The organism is Pseudomonadota bacterium (assembly GCA_026388315.1).
GTDB lineage: Bacteria > Desulfobacterota > Syntrophorhabdia > Syntrophorhabdales > Syntrophorhabdaceae > MWEV01.
The window spans coordinates 1-16,403 of the sequence record JAPLKA010000114.1 but is presented as its reverse complement, the minus strand read 5'-3'; the positions used below and the strand labels follow the sequence as shown (position 1 = coordinate 16,403).

Genomic DNA, 16,403 nt, shown 5'->3' with positions numbered 1-16,403 from the left:
ATCAAAAGAGCCTGCCTGTGTGTCAGGCCGGCTCTTTATAGTGGTCGGTTCTAAGGGGCAAAGAAGATGAAACCAATTGTTCAACCCCTAAAGTATCGATATCTCATCAACTAAACTGGAGGAAGGTAATGAAAAAGTCTTTGACAGTATCGGGGTGCGCGCTCCTATTCGTGATTGCAATGATTTCATGCGCATTTGCAATTGACATTACGGCAGACATGATCACAAAGGAAGGGAAAATTACGAGAAAGGGCAAACTTTATTTAAAGGACAACAAGTGCCGTACGGAAAAAGGCAGTACACCTGTTTACACGATTATAAGGGGGGATAAGGGTCTGCTGTGGCAGGTCAATAGTGCTGAGAATACATATATTGAGGCAAAGTTGACACCAGCCATGAAACCATGGACGGAGGAAAAGATATTCGGTGAAGTAAGCAGAAAGGAGATTGGTACTGCAGCTATAGACGGTCATCCGACTAAAAAGTATGAGGTTACCGTAAAACAGGGGGGCAAGAACGAGACATATCATCAGTGGTTTGCAACAGACATACGTTTCCCCGTAAAGATAGCAAATGCAAATGGAAAATGGAGCGTTGAGTATAAGAACATAAAGAAAGAAGCGCCTGACAACGTCTTCAACTTACCGGCCAGCGCATTTCTTGACACAATGGCAGTTCCTGACGTATTGGGAGGCCACTAACGGTCCTTATTTATGGCATAATATCCCCCTCAAGTACAAGAGTGGGAAATTAACTAAATTCGGTAAGCCCCCGGCTTTGCCGGGGAACCCGAAAAGCTCGCCTGACCTTTGATAACCATTACTGTCTGAAACAGGGCAGAACACATGGCATTAGAATTTGCTGTGGTCAGGGCACTATCCTGCATGCCGTTGTTAGCCATAATTTTTCTTTTCTTCGTTGTCTTTACTGGTTTTTCTGTACTCCTCCAGGACCTGCTTCATCCACTCGTCACAACGTGATCCTTTTCCTTCCTTTGTCCTGACCAGGTATGGTTCACCTGTCTGAATACTCTTGGTGGCAGCAAGCCGGATAAAATCTTCTGGGGTCGCGATCTTGTCCTTGAAATACTGACGCTTGGTATTCATGTGATATGATGCCTGCTTACCGGTATAGAATTGACCGTTCCGAATGAAGGTACAATCGGATTTGGCAACGAAAGCCAACAGATAAGCAATTGTCTCGTCTGTATGTTTTTGAAGCCTCGTATCTTCGGCAAGGACCATAGTCGCAGCAAGAACGATTACGATGGCAATAATAATGAAGTTTCTGTTCATATTTTATCCTGTGCTAATCAAAATCAGCCGGTGCTGATACAATTTTATTGGCGCGCCTTAATGGAAAAAGTGTCGCCCACGATGATGCGGCCATCTTCCTGAAGCAGTTTGGTTTCAACCCCGGCAACCCCGGCCTGTTCATCAATGGTGACGACCATAAAGGCGATTCCTGCCTTTTCCTTTGGCACTGGGATCGTAGGATAGAGATTCTGCAATGCCTGATCTACCTGGGCTGGATCATAATCCTGAGCGTTGGCGCCGCCATTTCCTGCGCAAACATGGAAAATCCCGTCCTTCTGGCTGCGGCTGTAGAGGTGATCGTGGCCACAGAAATAGACAGGTGCCCGATACTCTTTCAACATTCCCCAGAGCGTATCACGCTGTTTGTGATTGTTAAAGAAATCAAAAGGATGTGACCGCGCTTTCATGACCCGAAAGGCAGGGGCGTGGGCATAGACAAAGATGAAGGGGTGGGAGTTATTGGCAAGTTCCGCCTTTAGCCACATCAGATTCATGTTCACCTCCCCTTTTTCCCCGACATATTGATCCAGACCAATGAATTTTGCCCCCCGGTGGACGACGCTGAATGTCAGTCCTTTGGCGTCTTCCGGCCCGTTTTGCGGCATTTTATTGGCGAAATACTCCTCGTAGATCCTGAATAATTCGAGATCGGGCAGGCCTTCGGCGCCATATTCATGGTTGCCGCGGATGACATAAACGGGAATGCCCCGGTCATAGACAGGTTTCATGGCTGCCAGCCAGTTGTCGAACTGGAGTCTGTATTTCCGAAAGAGCGGGGAGTGTTTATGGGTGTAGTACCCATTAATAAAATCGCCATAGAAGAACACCAACTCAGGTTTTTCCGCGGCAATAGCCTGTGACAATTCAGGAAGTCTGTGGCTGACGCCCGTCGCCGTCATCGGATCAGGATGACGGGTGTCTCCGAAGATCACAAATTTCCAGACATCGGACCCGGCAAAGCAAAGCGGAGCACCGAGAGCCCAGATGATGACAGCCAAAAGTATTGTCCGCCAGACTACTTCCCTATGTAACCTTGTTTTCATGTGATCTTCTCCCCCAAAACAAGCCTTTCAGTACTTTGACCGGCTGATCAAATGGTAAATTCTGCTTAATAAATATCAATAAGATTTAAAAGGCACACTATTACCAATCGAAACATTGTATTGTAAATTCCACTTCAGGAAGGAAGAGCGCCTGTGAGTTACACCTGCAAGAATCTCAGAAATATCTTTACAGTTAGCCGATCCCCGTTCCGATGGTTTGTGGTTTATTTCTTCCTTGTCCACGTTCCCACCGCCACTACCGTATCGGAAGGACTTACATGACGATAAATCATGTCTATCCTGTCTTTGTTGATAATTTTGCCTTCCATGAAGCCATCTTCATCGGCATAGTAGAAGCTTTTATTGTCTGTGCCAATAATAGCAATAAAATCCTCAGTGGCTCGCGGTGATTTGAAGGTTCCGCGCAGAACTCTGCCTTGCTGTTTAGTCACAATTGCTTCGGCAGTGAGTACGCTAAACTCACCACTATGGTGAGTCTTTGGTCCAGGAGCACCACCTTTAACCAAGACTGCGCCTTCAGCTTTTACTGTCCATGCCCCTACCAGATTGGGGATATTCGAATCGGCAAAGCAGATACCTGATCCCAACAATAATACCAACACCGTGACGCTAACAACAGTTTTCTTAATGGCCATCGTCTTTTCCTCCTTTTTTTAGTCAGACAGCTTTTATTTATAATCAATACTTCCTAAATACTTTGTCAATCAATAATTTTAGGAAATATCCTTCCGCCCCAAATTCTACTTCTTAAGTATTCCTTATAAAAATAATTTATATAAGGATACCTCAAAAGCCAAGCAAATAAGTTACTGAACCTCAATGGGCTGTATATTTTCTGGATGGTTATATAAAGGTGAATTCATTTTTGGCGAAACAGGATAGAGTTCCATAGCTCCAGACGGATATGGTTTCAAGAGCTGCAGGAGTATACCTTTATCTTCCAGAGCAGGATCGAGCCACTGGTCTTCATCATCTTTTGGTATAATAACCGGCATCCTCTGATGAATCGGATTTATAAGTTCATTAGGCTCAGCGGTTATGATTGTGCAGGTAGGGATCATGCTTCCGTCTGGTGATTCCCAGAAATTATAGAGACCGGCAAAACCAAAGGGTTCGCCAGACTTAAGTTTAATATATACCGGATATCTTTTACTGTTTTTGTTTCCCCACTCATAGAATCCATCGGCAGCAATCAAACAGCGGTGCTTATTTAGCGCATATCTGAAAAAGGGTTTTTCTGCAACTGTTTCTGCTCTGGCATTAATCATACCCATAGACATATCTTTTGCCCAGGAAGGGAGGAACCCCCAGCGGCAAGGAAGGAGTTGCTTTGCTACTCCATTGTTATTAATTATAACGACTTCTTGATTCGGGGCAATGTTGTAGCTTGGCGGTATCTCTGGCAGAAAGAGTTTCTCGACATTAAATCTCTTTGTGATTACTGGAATTGAGCTTGTTCTTACAAATCGGCCACACATGTTGATACGCTTCGATAGAGTATAAGGTCTTTAGGGTGAACTGTCAATTGAGTAGTCAGACGTTTTAGGTGATGAAAGGCTTCAATGTTATTATTCGGTTCACCTACAAATTGTAGTAATTATATACTTTACAAACCTAAACAGGGAATGAGGGGATGTAGCAAATGGAAATTTTGTTTATCTGGTTTTTGTTCGGCATAGTCGCGGCGGTCATTGCGAACTCAAGGGGGCGGGGTGGATGTGGATGGTTTATAATCGGAACGCTTCTCGGCCCTTTTGCGCTTATTGTGGCGTTTTTGCCTTCAGCTACACAAAAGGCCATGGACAAAGCAGCAGAACGAGGGGAATATGGGAAATTTAAAAAATGTCCTTTCTGTGCGGAGATTGTGAAGATAGAAGCTGTTAAATGTAAACACTGCGGCAGTGAATTACCCCGCAACCCCATTAATCAGAGCAATAATATCTACGATGCTGCAGGCGCAGCTCTGGGTAACGCCGCAGGTAAAGTCTGGCGCAAATTTAACCACAAAGGTTAAAGGAGAATTGATTGGGCTACTGGTCACCGCATACAGGAAATATCTTTGTGAAATTTTTTTGCCTAAATACATTTTATAATCAAATCTTGTTTGATAATAAGATTATTTTCCCTTCTTTAAAATAACTATAAAATTATTCGTTCACTGCGCGTAAGGGCAGGTTTTGTTCTGAACTCTTTTTCATCTCTTGCGTTGAGAATGCTCCTTCTTTTACCTATGCTATAGGCGTCTATCAAGGAAAAAAGCCAACAACATACAATGAATAAAGAAATGGCTTTAAAAAAAATATCGTTGTGCGTGGAATATGAAGTGGCAAGAGTTAACATGGTATTCGTATCAGTGGCCCCGCCTTCAATTTGAATTTTCTTTAGACTCTCCAAAATGCCAACCATTGCTATTCCAACGATGATGATTAGCCCCAACAATACAGGTATCATGATAATTAGCCCTCGCAGGTATCGTTTGAGATAAATCTGGCCTAAGCCGGGAAACACAAAGCCTGACAACAGGGCGGCCTTAACTGCAGTTTTCATGGTCCACCTCCTGCTTAGCGGGTGGTCAATTTCGAGAATTGATCGGAAATGAATTGGTATAACTCATGTTTCTCCTGCTCACACCTGAAGAGGCTTTTTTACATAAGGGGATGCCCCCCCGTTCCCGTCATAGGAAAGCAATGTTAAAATTCAATCGGTGCGCACTCTATCCCCTGGGATTCGGCGACCGGACGACATACAAGCCTGCCCTTAAACAGATTGAGACCCTTCAATAAAGCTGGATCCTGCTCAAGGGCTTCCTTATACCCAAGATTAGCAAGCTTTAAAGCATAGAACAGAGCTGCATTTGTCAACGCAAAGGTGGAGGTTCGGGCAACAGCACCTGGCATATTCGCCACACAGTAATGGACGACCCCATCGATTACAAATACAGGATAGTCATGGGTGGTTGGATGAGTAGTCTCTACACATCCACCCTGGTCAACGGCAACATCGACAATAACCGAGCCTTCTTTCATCTTCGGAAGCATATCTCTTGTGACCAGTTTTGGCGCCCTTGCGCCTGCTACAAGTACACCGCCTACTACAAGGTCTGCGTCCTGAATAAGTCTTGCAATGTTGTAGCGGTTTGACATTACAGTTTTAACCCTTCCATTAAAAATGTCATCCAGGTAGCGAAGTCTATTCAGATCAATGTCCAGAATATACACATCTGCATTGTTACCAATGGCCATTTTTGCAGCGTTTATACCCACGACACCGCCGCCGAGAATTACCACTTTACCCGGTTCTACGCCGGGAACACCGCCAAGCAATACGCCATTCCCCTTATTGTGTTTATAGAGAAAATATCCACCAACCTGGATCGACATTCTACCTGCAACTTCGCTCATAGGGGCTAAAAGAGGAAGCGAGCCATCGGCAAGCTGGATTGTTTCATAGGCAATGCCTATTATCTTGGCCTTAAGCATCGCTTGGGTAAGGTCTGGTGCAGGAGCAAGATGAAAGAAGGTAAATACTATCTGACCTTCCTGAAACAATGGATATTCAGGAGGAAGGGGCTCTTTCACCTTCATAATCATTTCAGCTCTTTTGAAGATTTCAACATTAGTATCGACTATCTCTGCACCAACCTGTGCATAGGCTTCATCCGAGATCCCACTGCCCAACCCCGCCCCTTTTTCAATTATAACTTTGTGACCCGCCTTGGTAAGGGCCTCAACCCCTGCAGGTACTATTGCAGCTCTGTTCTCAGCAACCTTGATCTCTTTTGGTACACCAACTACCATAATTAATATACCTCCTCCTTTAAACAAAATTCCGAACTTGTTTCGTATATACCCCTATAGTTACCTTCCCCTCTTTTTATGTAACCCTTTTATTCTATTGTGATATTATTACCCATTATTGTCAATAACGATTACCCTTTGAAAGCTCAGATAATCCATTAAATTTCAAAACTGTGGATAACAGGAAGTTGCGGGCGGCTGTGGATTTCACCTTTTCCCCCTCCCATCCCATTGTCCCGCCTTCGGCAGGATTAAACCGTACGGATTGTTGATTTCGGAAATGATTCGGTGAATAGTCGTCAGTGAATAGTGAACAGTTAAAGACATTTTATCAAGTTGCCTCCGGTGCCTGCTCTCCACTCTCCGCTCTTTCCCACCTTCAGCCTGCCCCTTTCCCTTCCTTTCACCTTTCACAACCAAAAAATGATAACAACGATAAAACGCCGATGCCCTGGCCAAGAACTACAACAACACCTTGGTAGGACAGGCCTGCGATAGAATTATCGCTGTAATCTTTTCTCTCCATCGCTGTAATCATGTTTCTCACTATTCACTGCCTTCATAAGGTCAGGTCAATCGAGGTTGGCAGCAAAGAGATACCCTTGTGAAACATGCAGATTTCCTGCCCGGATAGCAGCCTGAATCTCATCGGAAAGTTTCAAAAGCGAAATCGTGCGAAGTAGTGTCCGTGTTGACTTTCCGGAGATTTCAGCGATGACGGACAATGTGTCCGTCACTTCCTTCAATACGTCTGAGGTTCCCCTTGATGCCGGTCATTTCAAACAGATACCGGATAGCGTCCCCATAGAGAGAACCTATAACCCCTTAAAGCACAGAGAGGAAATAGAGCATATCCGTGTTACCTCACAGCAGGGAGCAATAGCGGCTGTCACCATAGCCCGGATAGCAAAACTTCTCCTGGAAATTACAGGGATACTTTTATGTGAAGATGTCCCCGAGAAAGCCAAAAAGCATTATCCCTGTGCATGAGCAGTACCGTTAGAGGATGAGAAGATGCGATTACTTGTTGTAAAAGGGCATATTGACGGTGTAAGCTTATGGAGAAAAAGGACCTTTAAACAGGCTTTGATAAAACTATTCAAGATAAAGATTCTTATCCTCATTTTCCTCGCTCTCTCCTGCACACAGCTTGTGGCAGACGAATATACAGACGGGCTGAAAAGGGCAACAAAAGAGAGCAAGCCCGCACTTCTTTATTTTTACAGCCGGTACTGAGGGTATTGCGATGCGATGGACCGTGATGTCCTGAACGACAAAGAGATTAACCCTGTCCTGAAGAAAGACGTAGTGTATGTAAGGATCGATGTGGATAAAAAGAAGGACATTGCCTCACTCTATAATATAAGAGGCTACCCGACCATAGCGCTGCTTGAGCCATCGGGAAAAGGCATAGCACAGGTGCCGGGGTATATACCAAAGAAGGAGTTTAACAAAATTCTCTCATTTCTAAAGGGAAAACATTATAAAACGATGACCCTCAGAGAATTTCTGAAGAGTTAGTGTCATTAGTATAATATGCTTCTGTAGCCGATCAGCGATTTTTTCCAGTAATTTGCATCCACATCATCCACAGCAACACCCCTTGATTTGGATGCGTTTATAAACTCCTTTCGGTTAAGCATGATACCAGCATGAAGGTCTTTTTTTATTTTAAAAAAAACAAGGTCGCCAGGAAGCACCTCGCTTCTCTGGATTTCGTATCCCATCCTGATCAGTTTGTCCGTAGAGACAGGCAATGAAACACCTGATTTCTTGTAAGAATAGTAAACGAGGCCGCTGCAATCAAAGGAGTCCGGTCCCTTGGCTCCATTTTTGTATGGTTTTCCAAGCATGTTAACGGCCGACTGAACAACCTCGTTTCGTATGTCTGATATGTGCTCGTATGTCTTGACCTTTTTAGGGGCACAACCTGTTATAAAAATTAAGACAAGAAAAACAGCGAAAATACCGGCAATCCTACATTTCATTGTCGCCCGAATGATCCTTAATAATTTCTACCACCTTTGTAAGCGGTCCTTCATGAATTGTATAAACAGAAGAAGGCACAACATTGTTGTCAGAACCGTACATTATGGATACGTTTACCGCATCAAACATGTCCCTGTCGCCCTCACCGTCTCCAACAGCACAGGAGGCAAGCCTGTTCAGCCCCCTTTCTTTTAAAACCTTATTGACCCAGTAACCCTTTTTATTATACTGGACATTGATTGCCGTACCCCCCGTAAGCACCCCGTCTTCTACAAGCAAATCGTTGGACAGAGACATGTGAACACCAAGATCATCCCTGACCCTGTTTACAAGAAAAGACAGCCCTGTAGAGAGAATGACCGTAAAAATGCCCATGCCCCTCAGGGTTGCCACCGTCTCTCCGGCGCCCTCCTGATAGGGTATTTCCTTTATGATTTCGACTACATCGGTAAGGTTGAGGCCCCTCCACAAAAGGGCATCCCTTCTGCAAAACTCATCATAATTTATTTTTCCTTCACGGAAAAGCATCTGATATTCATCAGCATGATTGTCCCAGATGTTGAGCCTTCTGTGGATATACTCCCAACTGCTTTTTACCTTCGTTAAAGTTCCGTCACAGTCGAAAAACACTACCCGTATGGCCATGGTTTCTTATAACATCACCAAACAAAAAAATCTATTTTTCATATGCCATGAATGCAATATAATATAGTAAATGGCAGACTGGGACAAAAAATACAGGAATGGATATTACGACGGAGCCACAGAGCCCCATGATCTGCTGCAAAAGTTCTGGCAGGTAATCCCGGGAAAAAAGGTAATTGATGTCGCCATGGGAAACGGAAGGGACAGCATATTTCTTGCGAAAAAAGGTTTTTGTGTGTATGGTTTAGAAAAATCCATGGAGGCAATCCGCATTGCAAAGAAGACCACGGAATCAGCAGGGCACCCCATATCAATTATTCGTGGCGATGCTGCCACGATGCCCTTCAAAGACAATTCGGCTGACTGCGTGATCGTATTCTACTTTTTACTGAGAGATATTATGAGGGACATACCGGACATGTTGAGAAAAGGAGGGATACTTATCTATGAGACCTTCTTGAAGCGGCAGAACGAAGTGGAAGTCTACACAGCGAACACCGCGAGCGAGAGGGGGAGGCTCCACGGGCTTATGCCCAGGGAGAGGGCGACCCCCCTACGGGGACAGGCGCAAGCCCCAGAAATAGACGGACGGAGAAATCCTGACTATCTGCTGGAAGACGGGGAGCTTATCTCGTATTTCAGGGATTTTCAACTGTTGTTTTATGAAGAGACGATCGCGGCATTTATGAATAATAGAAGGGCCGCAGCAAAATTTATAGGAAGGAAAAGATGATAGTAGAGTGGGATCCACAAAGACCCAAAAGGAAAATAACGCAACTCATCAGAGAGACCCTGATAAACGGCGGCATAATCGCTTATCCGACAGACACCTTTTACGGAATGGGCTGTGACCTTTTCAATATTAAGGCGATAAGGAAGCTTTATCTCACAAAAAGGCTCGACGAAAAGAGGGCACTGAGTATAATATGCAGGGACTTCAAGGATATAAGTACATATGCAGTCATGAGCGACCTTTCCTTTGAGACCCTAAAAAGGTGTCTGCCCGGCCCATATACGTTTGTTCTCAAGGCAAGAAAGATCATGCCGAAACTCCTCATGACCGTTAAAAAAGAAGTTGGCATAAGAATACCAGGTCACCCCGTGCCCGTTGGCATTGCAGGATTAATAGAAAGGCCGCTCATAAATACGAGCGCACGGTTTGCAGGAGAGGCTATACTGACAGACCCAAGAGACATTGAGAAGAACTTTAAAGGGAGCGTTGATCTTGTTATTGACGGCGGCATCCTGGTAAGCGCTCCATCAACGGTAATTAGCCTTGTAGATGACAGGGCAGAAGTTTTAAGAGAGGGGAAGGGGACTCTCAGAAATCTTTTTCCGGCGTAGATTGCGGTCCATTCAGCGCCTCTTCCATGGTCTCTTCAAGGCCCTCGCCAAGCTCATCGCCAAGCTCTCTCCCCATTTTCCTCATAACGCGCTCCACGCTCCCCGGATCGTTTTCATCGAGGCCTGAAAACTTCGAGGGATCGAGGAGGCTTTCCATCCTTTTCTCCTCGCTTTTGGGAACAGAAACGCGGGAGATGAGCTTTTTTACGTCTTTGCTGCCACAGGCCTTACAGTAAGGATCGATTTCCTCGGATACCCTTAAGAGCAAAAAAGATGATTTTTTGTGACAGGCCTCACAGTAGTATTCGTAAATCGGCATCTTCATACCCCCTCTGGTAGAATGGAATGTTTAGAACGCGAAACCCCTATTAAATTTATTATTCCTTATATTTAGACACTCACAGGGGTTTTGTCAACCTATAAGCGCTCAACTATTAGTGCTCAACCAAGCGTCGTCAGTTTTTCGTTTACAAAAAAAGACAATTACGATATATATGCAAAATGAGGGAAATCATACACAGCTATTCCGACCTGGGTTTCCACAGAACCATCGGTGAGATGATAAAGAAGCACTCCGAGAACAAGGAGGACATACGGTCAATAGCGGTTAATATGATCGATTGGGACGGGATAAAAGACGTTCTCGATCTCGGATGTGGTTATGGATGGTTCGAAGATGGATTGCGGGACGGATTCGACATTATCCTCGGCATCGACTGTCTTTCTGAAAACGAGTCTTCTTTCTTGAGGGCGGCTCGTAAAATATCAAAAACCGCACTGTTTCAAAAACGTATCCTTCCCTGCCCCATAGATATACCTGACGGCTCTTTTGACCTTGTTGTCTCTGCCTATTCCCTGTATTTTTTCCCCGAAGAGATTGAAGAGGCAAAGAGACTTTTAAGACCTTCGGGCATTTTTCTTGCCATAACGCACAGCGAGTCAATGCTTCAGGAGGGGGAGAAGTTTTTCGATTTTACAAACCTGCGGCGGGTTATCAGGGGCTTTTCTGCCGAGAACGGCGAGGAAGCCCTGAGGGCACACTTTCAGGATGTACGGTACATTGATTACAGAAATGCCATCGTCTTCGGCAGGCACGAGAAGAAGGACCTTGCCGGTTATATAGATTTCAAGAGGGAATTTATATCGAGAGACGCGGACCCGGAAAAGGTCACGATAACGATGCTCGACGAACTGGAAAGAAAAGGAACCATGAGGTTTAATAAGGACGATAGGATATTTCTGGCAAGGAAATGAAAAAAAGGCATTATTGCACCATATGCGGCAAGACGCTCAAAACCGATACCTTTGACGGTAAGGAAAGACAGGTCTGCTCACAGTGCAGAGAGGTGTTTTACGAAAACCCCTTACCGGCGGCTACCGTTATCCTTCCGGGCCGGAACAGAGAAATCCTCCTTGTAAAAAGGGCAAAGGAGCCCTTTAAAGACATGTGGTGTTTCCCCATTGGCTTTGCCGAGGTTGGTGAGAGCATAGAAGGGGCTGCACTGAGGGAGCTTAAAGAGGAAACCGGCGTGGACGGGAAAATAATCCAGCTTATCGATGTAAGCTCCCACAAGAACCCCTTATACGGCGACCTCCTCATTGTCAGCTTTGAGGCGGAGAAGATTGGCGGGGAAGAAGAACCCGGCGATGATGCATCGGACTGCAGGTATTTCCCGGTTATGAGCCTCCCGAAGCTTGCCTTTGATTCACAGGTAAGGGCAATAGAAAAATTTGTCGAACTTAAGAAAGAACTGTGGAACATGCACGATTCGTTAGAAATGTTCGTCGAGGGAACAGTACAGAACAGGGTTGTATATCCCGGCAACCTCCTTTCCGATGAACTTGTGGATGCAGTGCAGCGAAACTCTGAAAAAATTGTGGGCCTCTGGCTTAATGATATCTCTACGAACCCCTCCACAAGAGGATATCACCAATTTGACAAGGAGGATCTTTTTCAAAGGGCTATGTTCATCATGGGTCAGTTTGAGGCATGGCTTAAAGGGGAAAAAGGTGAAAGCGAGTTCAAGGAGTTTTATACAGGCCTTGGTTCCCACAGGCGCAAAGACGGGATGACCCTTGAGGAGGTTATAAGCTCCCTGAGCCTGTTGAAAAAACACATCTGGATGTTTACCTATTCTTTCGGTGTCTGGGAAAAGGCAGTGGACATCTACCGTATGTTTGAGCTTGGCGAAAGGCTTGTCTATTTTTTTGACCGTGCAGCGTATTATACGGTAATGGGATACCTTCAGAAGGAGTAGATTCCAAGTGAACCGTTCAAGCCGTTTGAACATTTAAAAAGAAGGGGCAACCAGTCTGCGTGCGGACACGCACAGGCAGGTGTAAGCCCCGGTAATAGAATCTATTTAGCTCACACAGTGAGCAAAAGGAGGAGTCTCTGGCAGTTTTGCTGACAGAGGGGGCGACCCCCTTACAGAGACAGGCGTAAGCCCCGGTAATGGCCACAATGGATCAACAGAGCAAAATAGAAAGCAGATGGCCTGTATTAATAGCCACCACCCTGTCTTCCTTCCTTACCCCCCTTGCTTTATCCACGGTTAACGTAGCGCTCCCGTCCATAGGCAGGGAATTTTCCATAAATGCCCTTACGCTCAGTTGGATAGCCACGGCATATATCCTGAGTGCAGCCATATTTCTTCTCCCCTTCGGGAAGCTCGCAGATATGTATGGAAGGAAGAAGATTTTCATTTACGGAACATGTATATTTACCTTATCCTCCCTTTTAATGGGTGTATCAAAAACCCCGGAAATCCTCATTGGTTGCAGGGTATTGCAGGGCATAGGCGGCGCCATGATTTTCGGGACGGGTATTGCAATCCTCACGTCAGTATTCCCTGCGGGAGAGAGGGGCAAGGTTTTAGGCATCAACGTTGCAGCGGTATACCTGGGCCTTTCGTTCGGCCCTTTTCTGGGGGGGATACTGACACAGCACCTCGGCTGGAGAAGCATCTTTTTCCTGAATGTGCCATTCGGGGTCATTATCATGGTTTTCAGCATATGGAAGGTCAAGGGGGAATGGGCTGAAGCAAGAGGGGAGACCTTCGATGCTGTTGGCTCGTTGATCTATTCCATCATGCTCCTTTGTATCATGTACGGCTTTTCCCGTCTTCCGGGCAGAAGCGGTTTTACACTCATATGCGCCGGTATCGTGGGCATAGGGATTTTTGTTTATTGGGAACTGCGTGCGAAAAACCCTATCCTGAATATAAGCCTTTTGAGGACAAACAGGGCCTTTACGCTCTCAAATATGGCTGCATTAATACACTATGGTGCAACATTTGCCGTAGGGTTTCTTCTAAGTTTCTATTTGCAGCACATAAAAGGATTAAGCCCCCAGGGTGCCGGCGTCATACTGGTCTCACAGCCCATTGTGCAGGCCTTAATATCCCCCATCGCGGGGAGGATATCTGACAGTATTGAACCTCGAATCGTTGCTTCTCTGGGGATGGGTATAACGGCTACAGGACTCTTCCTTCTCGTTTTTTTGAAGACGGACACGGCCATTTCTTTTATAGTATCGAGCCTGTGCATACTCGGATTCGGCTTCGCTTTGTTTTCGTCACCCAATACAAATGCCATCATGAGCTCTGTTGAAAGCAGACTTTACGGTGTGGCTTCGTCCATGCTGGCTACGATGCGGCTTCTGGGCCAGATGTTCAGTATGGGCATTGCAATGCTAATCTTTGCAACATATTTGGGGAGGGTGGAAATCGCCCCGGCATTTTATCCTCATCTTCTCAAGTCCATACAGGTTGCTTTTATAATTTTCGGTTTTCTCTGTATAGTCGGGATCTTTGCTTCGCTGACGAGGGGGAACGTGCGGCAATAGCGGCATAGCCGGAACAGGCGCATCAAAAACACGGATACCGCCCCTCGGGCAAACCCTTGCCATAAACTTGTATGATTTTACAATATAAAGTAAAGTGTATTTTAACCGAATAACAATATCCAAACTTTCCTGCCTGTGCCTTGGACGAGGCAGACAGGTGTAATTTGGAAGATTGATGATTGGTTATTCGAATAAAAGGGGGTTAAAATGGAAAAAGGGATGAAGATTGCAATCAATACCGGCGGCGGGGATGCCCCCGGGCTTAATGCCGTCATAGAGGCAGTAGTTTTGGCCGCAAACAGCAGAGGCTGGGATACGTACGGTATTAAAAATGGGTATGCAGGCCTGTTAAACACGGATGAAATTATTCCTCTCACCCCGGATAAGGTGCGCCATATTGCAAACATCGGGGGCACAATGCTGGGCACGACAAATCGCGGCAATCCATTCCAGATGCCCATTACCAACCTGGCAGGTGAAACAGAGATACGCGATGTATCGGATAAAGTTGTGGAAAACTTCAGAAGGCTCCACTTTGATTGCCTGGTAGCAGTGGGAGGGGATGGAAGCCTGTCCATCGCCTACGACTTCTATAAAAAGGGCATACCTGTCATTGGTGTGCCGAAGACTATTGACAACGATCTCTGCGGCACGGTAATCACCTTCGGTTTTGACACGGCAGTGAGCATTGCCACCGAGGCAATAGATCGTCTCCACTCTACAGCGAAATCTCATGAACGGGTCATGGTAGTTGAAGTGATGGGAAGGAATGCAGGGTGGATTGCGCTGAACAGCGGCGTGTCGGGTGCAGCGGACGTTATCCTGATCCCTGAAATCCCCTTTGATATCGATCTGATTTGCGAACACATCATGGATCGTGAATTACAGGGACAGCGGTACTCTATAGTAGTTGCTGCCGAAGGGGCGGCCCCTCTGGGAGGGCAGGTTGTTGACAAAGGGAAGGGCGAGGCGGGACGTCAGGACGTCGTGCTTGGAGGGATTGCCGAGCATTTAGCCAAAGAGATCTCGAAGAAGACCGGGAAGGACACAAGATCCATCGTTCTTGGCCACCTGCAGCGGGGAGGATCGCCGACGACCTTTGACCGCCTCATAGCGCTTCGCTTTGGTGCGGCGGCTGTAAGAATGATTGAGGGGAAGAGATTCGGTACCATGGTAGCCCTTGACCCCCCCGAGGTAAAGGCCATCCCCCTTGAGGAAGTAATCGGAAAAATAAGGAATGTCCCGGTCGATTGCGATACCATAAGAACTGCGCGGGAAATCGGAGTGTCTTTCGGGGATTAGTCGGGAGACGGGTGTGCGACAAATTTATGGAGAAAAAAGACTTTTAAACAGGCTTTTTATACACCAAACCATATCGTTGCCTGCGTCCAGGTCGTGCTATTGTCTTCAGTTATTCATTGACAAACAAGAGAAATAGTGTAAAAAATGAGAAGTGGCACTGTTCAACGATACTTCCGTAAAGGAAATACTCGAACAACTCCTCGCATTCCGTGAAGAGAGAGACTGGGGGCAGTTCCATTCCCCCAAAAATCTTGCCGTATCAATCTCGATCTATTCAAAATCCTTAATGATCCTTTTCATTCTGTTGGCGATAACCACGAATACCGCTGGCGGGACCAGTCCTTTCAACCTTCCTCCTAATGGTGAATCTCTCATTCAAAAGATTAAGGTCAACGGATTCAGTGATGAAGAGGTACAGAAAATATTCTCTGACAGCCGCGTAACACTTTATCCGGAAATTCTCGATAAAAAGGGGCACGGCATTAATTACATGCATAAAAAATTCGGCCTCCTCACCCGTACATCGGTTAAAAGAGGGCAGAAGGTCTTGCAGGAAAACAGGCTCGTCTTTGAAGAAATAGAGAATAAGTATGGCGTCGAAAAGGAAACCATCGTTGCCATCTACCGTCTGGAGACAAACCTGGGCAGTTATGAAGGAAGATATCTTGTCTTTAATGGTCTTCTCACGCTTGCCGTTCTCGAAAACCGCCGTTCAGCCTGGGCTGAAAAAGAACTGTTAAATCTGCTGATTTTTTGTAAGAACAATAAAAAAGATCCTCTTTCTATCAAGGGCTCATGGGCAGGCGCTTTTGGCCTCTGTCAGTTTATCCCGTCATCAGTGATTCAATATGCCATTGATGGGGATGGTAATGGAGAGATCGACCTTAACAACTTTTCCGATGCCATGGCAAGCATCGCCAATTACTTAAAATCGAACGGATGGGTAAAAAATGATCTGCAAAAGAAAAAACAAGCCATTTGGGCCTACAACCACTGTGACAACTATGTTAAAGCCATTATGGCCTACGCAAGTGCCTGCAAGAAATTTAACCGGTAATATTGCCCTCAATACAAGGTAAAAACCGTGGACAGGCTGTCC

Annotated in this window: 22 protein-coding genes; 12 read left to right on the top strand and 10 right to left on the bottom strand. The window is 45.7% G+C overall.

Annotated features, from left to right (window positions below; all coding sequences use genetic code 11):
* Window positions 1-128 precede the first annotated feature (128 nt).
* Entirely contained in the window at window positions 129-701 is a 573-nt protein-coding gene (locus tag NTX75_16485) for a hypothetical protein (GenBank protein ID MCX5817812.1), read from the top strand.
* Between the two features lie 192 nt (window positions 702-893).
* On the opposite strand, the gene NTX75_16480 is transcribed toward NTX75_16485, so the two are convergent.
* From NTX75_16480 to NTX75_16465, 4 genes are all read right to left on the bottom strand, one after another.
* Window positions 894-1,295 (bottom strand): DUF5329 family protein, encoded by a 402-nt coding sequence (locus NTX75_16480; protein ID MCX5817811.1) that lies wholly within the window; start codon window positions 1,293-1,295, stop codon window positions 894-896.
* Window positions 1,296-1,339: 44 nt separating this feature from the next.
* Window positions 1,340-2,359: a metallophosphoesterase gene (locus tag NTX75_16475; GenBank protein MCX5817810.1), complete on the bottom strand. Its 1,020-nt coding sequence runs from the start codon at window positions 2,357-2,359 to the stop codon at window positions 1,340-1,342.
* Between the two features lie 224 nt (window positions 2,360-2,583).
* Window positions 2,584-3,015: a hypothetical protein gene (locus NTX75_16470; GenBank protein MCX5817809.1), complete on the bottom strand. Its 432-nt coding sequence runs from the start codon at window positions 3,013-3,015 to the stop codon at window positions 2,584-2,586.
* A gap of 171 nt (window positions 3,016-3,186) precedes the next feature.
* On the bottom strand, window positions 3,187-3,858 hold the full coding sequence (locus NTX75_16465) for an SOS response-associated peptidase (GenBank protein MCX5817808.1): 672 nt from the start codon (window positions 3,856-3,858) through the stop codon (window positions 3,187-3,189).
* Between the two features lie 164 nt (window positions 3,859-4,022).
* Here NTX75_16465 and NTX75_16460 point away from each other — a divergent pair, with 164 nt between their 5' ends.
* Window positions 4,023-4,394, top strand: a complete 372-nt coding sequence (locus tag NTX75_16460) for a zinc ribbon domain-containing protein (protein ID MCX5817807.1) — start codon at window positions 4,023-4,025, stop codon at window positions 4,392-4,394.
* Between the two features lie 125 nt (window positions 4,395-4,519).
* On the opposite strand, the gene NTX75_16455 is transcribed toward NTX75_16460, so the two are convergent.
* The 3 genes from NTX75_16455 to NTX75_16445 form a co-directional block, all read right to left on the bottom strand.
* The gene (locus NTX75_16455) at window positions 4,520-4,927 is read right to left on the bottom strand and encodes a hypothetical protein (GenBank protein MCX5817806.1); all 408 of its coding nucleotides are present in this window, start codon (window positions 4,925-4,927) and stop codon (window positions 4,520-4,522) included.
* A 143-nt stretch (window positions 4,928-5,070) separates the two neighbouring features.
* On the bottom strand, window positions 5,071-6,177 hold the full coding sequence (gene ald, locus NTX75_16450) for an alanine dehydrogenase (GenBank protein ID MCX5817805.1): 1,107 nt from the start codon (window positions 6,175-6,177) through the stop codon (window positions 5,071-5,073).
* A gap of 403 nt (window positions 6,178-6,580) precedes the next feature.
* Window positions 6,581-6,724, bottom strand: a complete 144-nt coding sequence (locus NTX75_16445; protein ID MCX5817804.1) for a hypothetical protein — start codon at window positions 6,722-6,724, stop codon at window positions 6,581-6,583.
* 167 nt (window positions 6,725-6,891) lie between these two features.
* Between NTX75_16445 and NTX75_16440 the strand changes: the two genes are divergently transcribed.
* The 3 genes from NTX75_16440 to NTX75_16430 are packed head-to-tail and all read left to right on the top strand — an operon-like array spanning window position 6,892 to window position 7,698.
* Window positions 6,892-7,167: a hypothetical protein gene (locus tag NTX75_16440; protein ID MCX5817803.1), complete on the top strand. Its 276-nt coding sequence runs from the start codon at window positions 6,892-6,894 to the stop codon at window positions 7,165-7,167.
* 24 nt (window positions 7,168-7,191) lie between these two features.
* A complete protein-coding gene (locus NTX75_16435) occupies window positions 7,192-7,413 on the top strand; it encodes a hypothetical protein (protein MCX5817802.1) in 222 nt (73 codons plus the stop codon).
* A gap of 15 nt (window positions 7,414-7,428) precedes the next feature.
* A complete protein-coding gene (locus NTX75_16430; GenBank protein ID MCX5817801.1) occupies window positions 7,429-7,698 on the top strand; it encodes a thioredoxin fold domain-containing protein in 270 nt (89 codons plus the stop codon).
* Window positions 7,699-7,703: 5 nt separating this feature from the next.
* On the opposite strand, the gene NTX75_16425 is transcribed toward NTX75_16430, so the two are convergent.
* Both NTX75_16425 and NTX75_16420 read right to left on the bottom strand, forming a co-directional pair.
* On the bottom strand, window positions 7,704-8,165 hold the full coding sequence (locus NTX75_16425) for a C40 family peptidase (GenBank protein ID MCX5817800.1): 462 nt from the start codon (window positions 8,163-8,165) through the stop codon (window positions 7,704-7,706).
* A complete protein-coding gene (locus tag NTX75_16420) occupies window positions 8,155-8,811 on the bottom strand; it encodes an HAD-IB family phosphatase (GenBank protein ID MCX5817799.1) in 657 nt (218 codons plus the stop codon). The genes NTX75_16425 and NTX75_16420 overlap by 11 nt, the downstream gene beginning before the upstream one ends.
* Window positions 8,812-8,881: 70 nt before the next feature.
* Here NTX75_16420 and NTX75_16415 point away from each other — a divergent pair, with 70 nt between their 5' ends.
* On the top strand, window positions 8,882-9,544 hold the full coding sequence (locus tag NTX75_16415) for a methyltransferase domain-containing protein (GenBank protein MCX5817798.1): 663 nt from the start codon (window positions 8,882-8,884) through the stop codon (window positions 9,542-9,544).
* Window positions 9,541-10,155 carry an L-threonylcarbamoyladenylate synthase gene (locus NTX75_16410; GenBank protein MCX5817797.1) on the top strand — a complete coding sequence of 205 codons (615 nt, stop codon included), beginning with the start codon at window positions 9,541-9,543 and terminating at the stop codon, window positions 10,153-10,155. Before NTX75_16415 ends, NTX75_16410 begins: the two co-directional genes overlap by 4 nt.
* Here the strand turns inward: NTX75_16410 and NTX75_16405 are convergent.
* Window positions 10,133-10,474 carry a zinc ribbon domain-containing protein gene (locus NTX75_16405; protein MCX5817796.1) on the bottom strand — a complete coding sequence of 114 codons (342 nt, stop codon included), beginning with the start codon at window positions 10,472-10,474 and terminating at the stop codon, window positions 10,133-10,135. The two genes, NTX75_16410 and NTX75_16405, sit on opposite strands and share 23 nt — an antisense overlap.
* A gap of 182 nt (window positions 10,475-10,656) precedes the next feature.
* Here NTX75_16405 and NTX75_16400 point away from each other — a divergent pair, with 182 nt between their 5' ends.
* From NTX75_16400 to NTX75_16380, 5 genes are all read left to right on the top strand, one after another.
* Window positions 10,657-11,409 (top strand): class I SAM-dependent methyltransferase, encoded by a 753-nt coding sequence (locus NTX75_16400; protein MCX5817795.1) that lies wholly within the window; start codon window positions 10,657-10,659, stop codon window positions 11,407-11,409.
* Window positions 11,406-12,413, top strand: a complete 1,008-nt coding sequence (locus NTX75_16395) for an NUDIX hydrolase (GenBank protein ID MCX5817794.1) — start codon at window positions 11,406-11,408, stop codon at window positions 12,411-12,413. Before NTX75_16400 ends, NTX75_16395 begins: the two co-directional genes overlap by 4 nt.
* Before the next feature lie 206 nt (window positions 12,414-12,619).
* On the top strand, window positions 12,620-14,002 hold the full coding sequence (locus NTX75_16390; GenBank protein ID MCX5817793.1) for an MFS transporter: 1,383 nt from the start codon (window positions 12,620-12,622) through the stop codon (window positions 14,000-14,002).
* A gap of 207 nt (window positions 14,003-14,209) precedes the next feature.
* Entirely contained in the window at window positions 14,210-15,304 is a 1,095-nt protein-coding gene (locus NTX75_16385) for an ATP-dependent 6-phosphofructokinase (GenBank protein MCX5817792.1), read from the top strand.
* A gap of 151 nt (window positions 15,305-15,455) precedes the next feature.
* A complete protein-coding gene (locus NTX75_16380) occupies window positions 15,456-16,361 on the top strand; it encodes a lytic murein transglycosylase (protein MCX5817791.1) in 906 nt (301 codons plus the stop codon).
* The last annotated feature ends 42 nt before the right edge of the window (window positions 16,362-16,403 follow it).

Bases quoted from the DNA above. Each gene is read 5' to 3' on its own strand.
- NTX75_16385 (MCX5817792.1), top strand. From the start codon at position 14,210: ATGGAAAAAGGGATGAAGATTGCAATCAATACCGGCGGCGGGGATGCC.
- NTX75_16485 (MCX5817812.1), top strand. From the start codon at position 129: ATGAAAAAGTCTTTGACAGTATCGGGGTGCGCGCTCCTATTCGTGATT.
- NTX75_16455 (MCX5817806.1), bottom strand. From the start codon at position 4,927: ATGAAAACTGCAGTTAAGGCCGCCCTGTTGTCAGGCTTTGTGTTTCCC.
- NTX75_16430 (MCX5817801.1), top strand. From the start codon at position 7,429: ATGGACCGTGATGTCCTGAACGACAAAGAGATTAACCCTGTCCTGAAG.
- NTX75_16410 (MCX5817797.1), top strand. From the start codon at position 9,541: ATGATAGTAGAGTGGGATCCACAAAGACCCAAAAGGAAAATAACGCAA.
- NTX75_16400 (MCX5817795.1), top strand. From the start codon at position 10,657: ATGAGGGAAATCATACACAGCTATTCCGACCTGGGTTTCCACAGAACC.
- NTX75_16460 (MCX5817807.1), top strand. From the start codon at position 4,023: ATGGAAATTTTGTTTATCTGGTTTTTGTTCGGCATAGTCGCGGCGGTC.
- NTX75_16435 (MCX5817802.1), top strand. From the start codon at position 7,192: ATGCGATTACTTGTTGTAAAAGGGCATATTGACGGTGTAAGCTTATGG.
- NTX75_16470 (MCX5817809.1), bottom strand. From the start codon at position 3,015: ATGGCCATTAAGAAAACTGTTGTTAGCGTCACGGTGTTGGTATTATTG.
- NTX75_16475 (MCX5817810.1), bottom strand. From the start codon at position 2,359: ATGAAAACAAGGTTACATAGGGAAGTAGTCTGGCGGACAATACTTTTG.
- NTX75_16465 (MCX5817808.1), bottom strand. From the start codon at position 3,858: ATGTGTGGCCGATTTGTAAGAACAAGCTCAATTCCAGTAATCACAAAG.
- NTX75_16480 (MCX5817811.1), bottom strand. From the start codon at position 1,295: ATGAACAGAAACTTCATTATTATTGCCATCGTAATCGTTCTTGCTGCG.
- NTX75_16415 (MCX5817798.1), top strand. From the start codon at position 8,882: ATGGCAGACTGGGACAAAAAATACAGGAATGGATATTACGACGGAGCC.
- NTX75_16395 (MCX5817794.1), top strand. From the start codon at position 11,406: ATGAAAAAAAGGCATTATTGCACCATATGCGGCAAGACGCTCAAAACC.
- NTX75_16425 (MCX5817800.1), bottom strand. From the start codon at position 8,165: ATGAAATGTAGGATTGCCGGTATTTTCGCTGTTTTTCTTGTCTTAATT.
- NTX75_16405 (MCX5817796.1), bottom strand. From the start codon at position 10,474: ATGCCGATTTACGAATACTACTGTGAGGCCTGTCACAAAAAATCATCT.
- NTX75_16440 (MCX5817803.1), top strand. From the start codon at position 6,892: ATGACGGACAATGTGTCCGTCACTTCCTTCAATACGTCTGAGGTTCCC.
- NTX75_16420 (MCX5817799.1), bottom strand. From the start codon at position 8,811: ATGGCCATACGGGTAGTGTTTTTCGACTGTGACGGAACTTTAACGAAG.
- NTX75_16390 (MCX5817793.1), top strand. From the start codon at position 12,620: ATGGATCAACAGAGCAAAATAGAAAGCAGATGGCCTGTATTAATAGCC.
- ald (MCX5817805.1), bottom strand. From the start codon at position 6,177: ATGGTAGTTGGTGTACCAAAAGAGATCAAGGTTGCTGAGAACAGAGCT.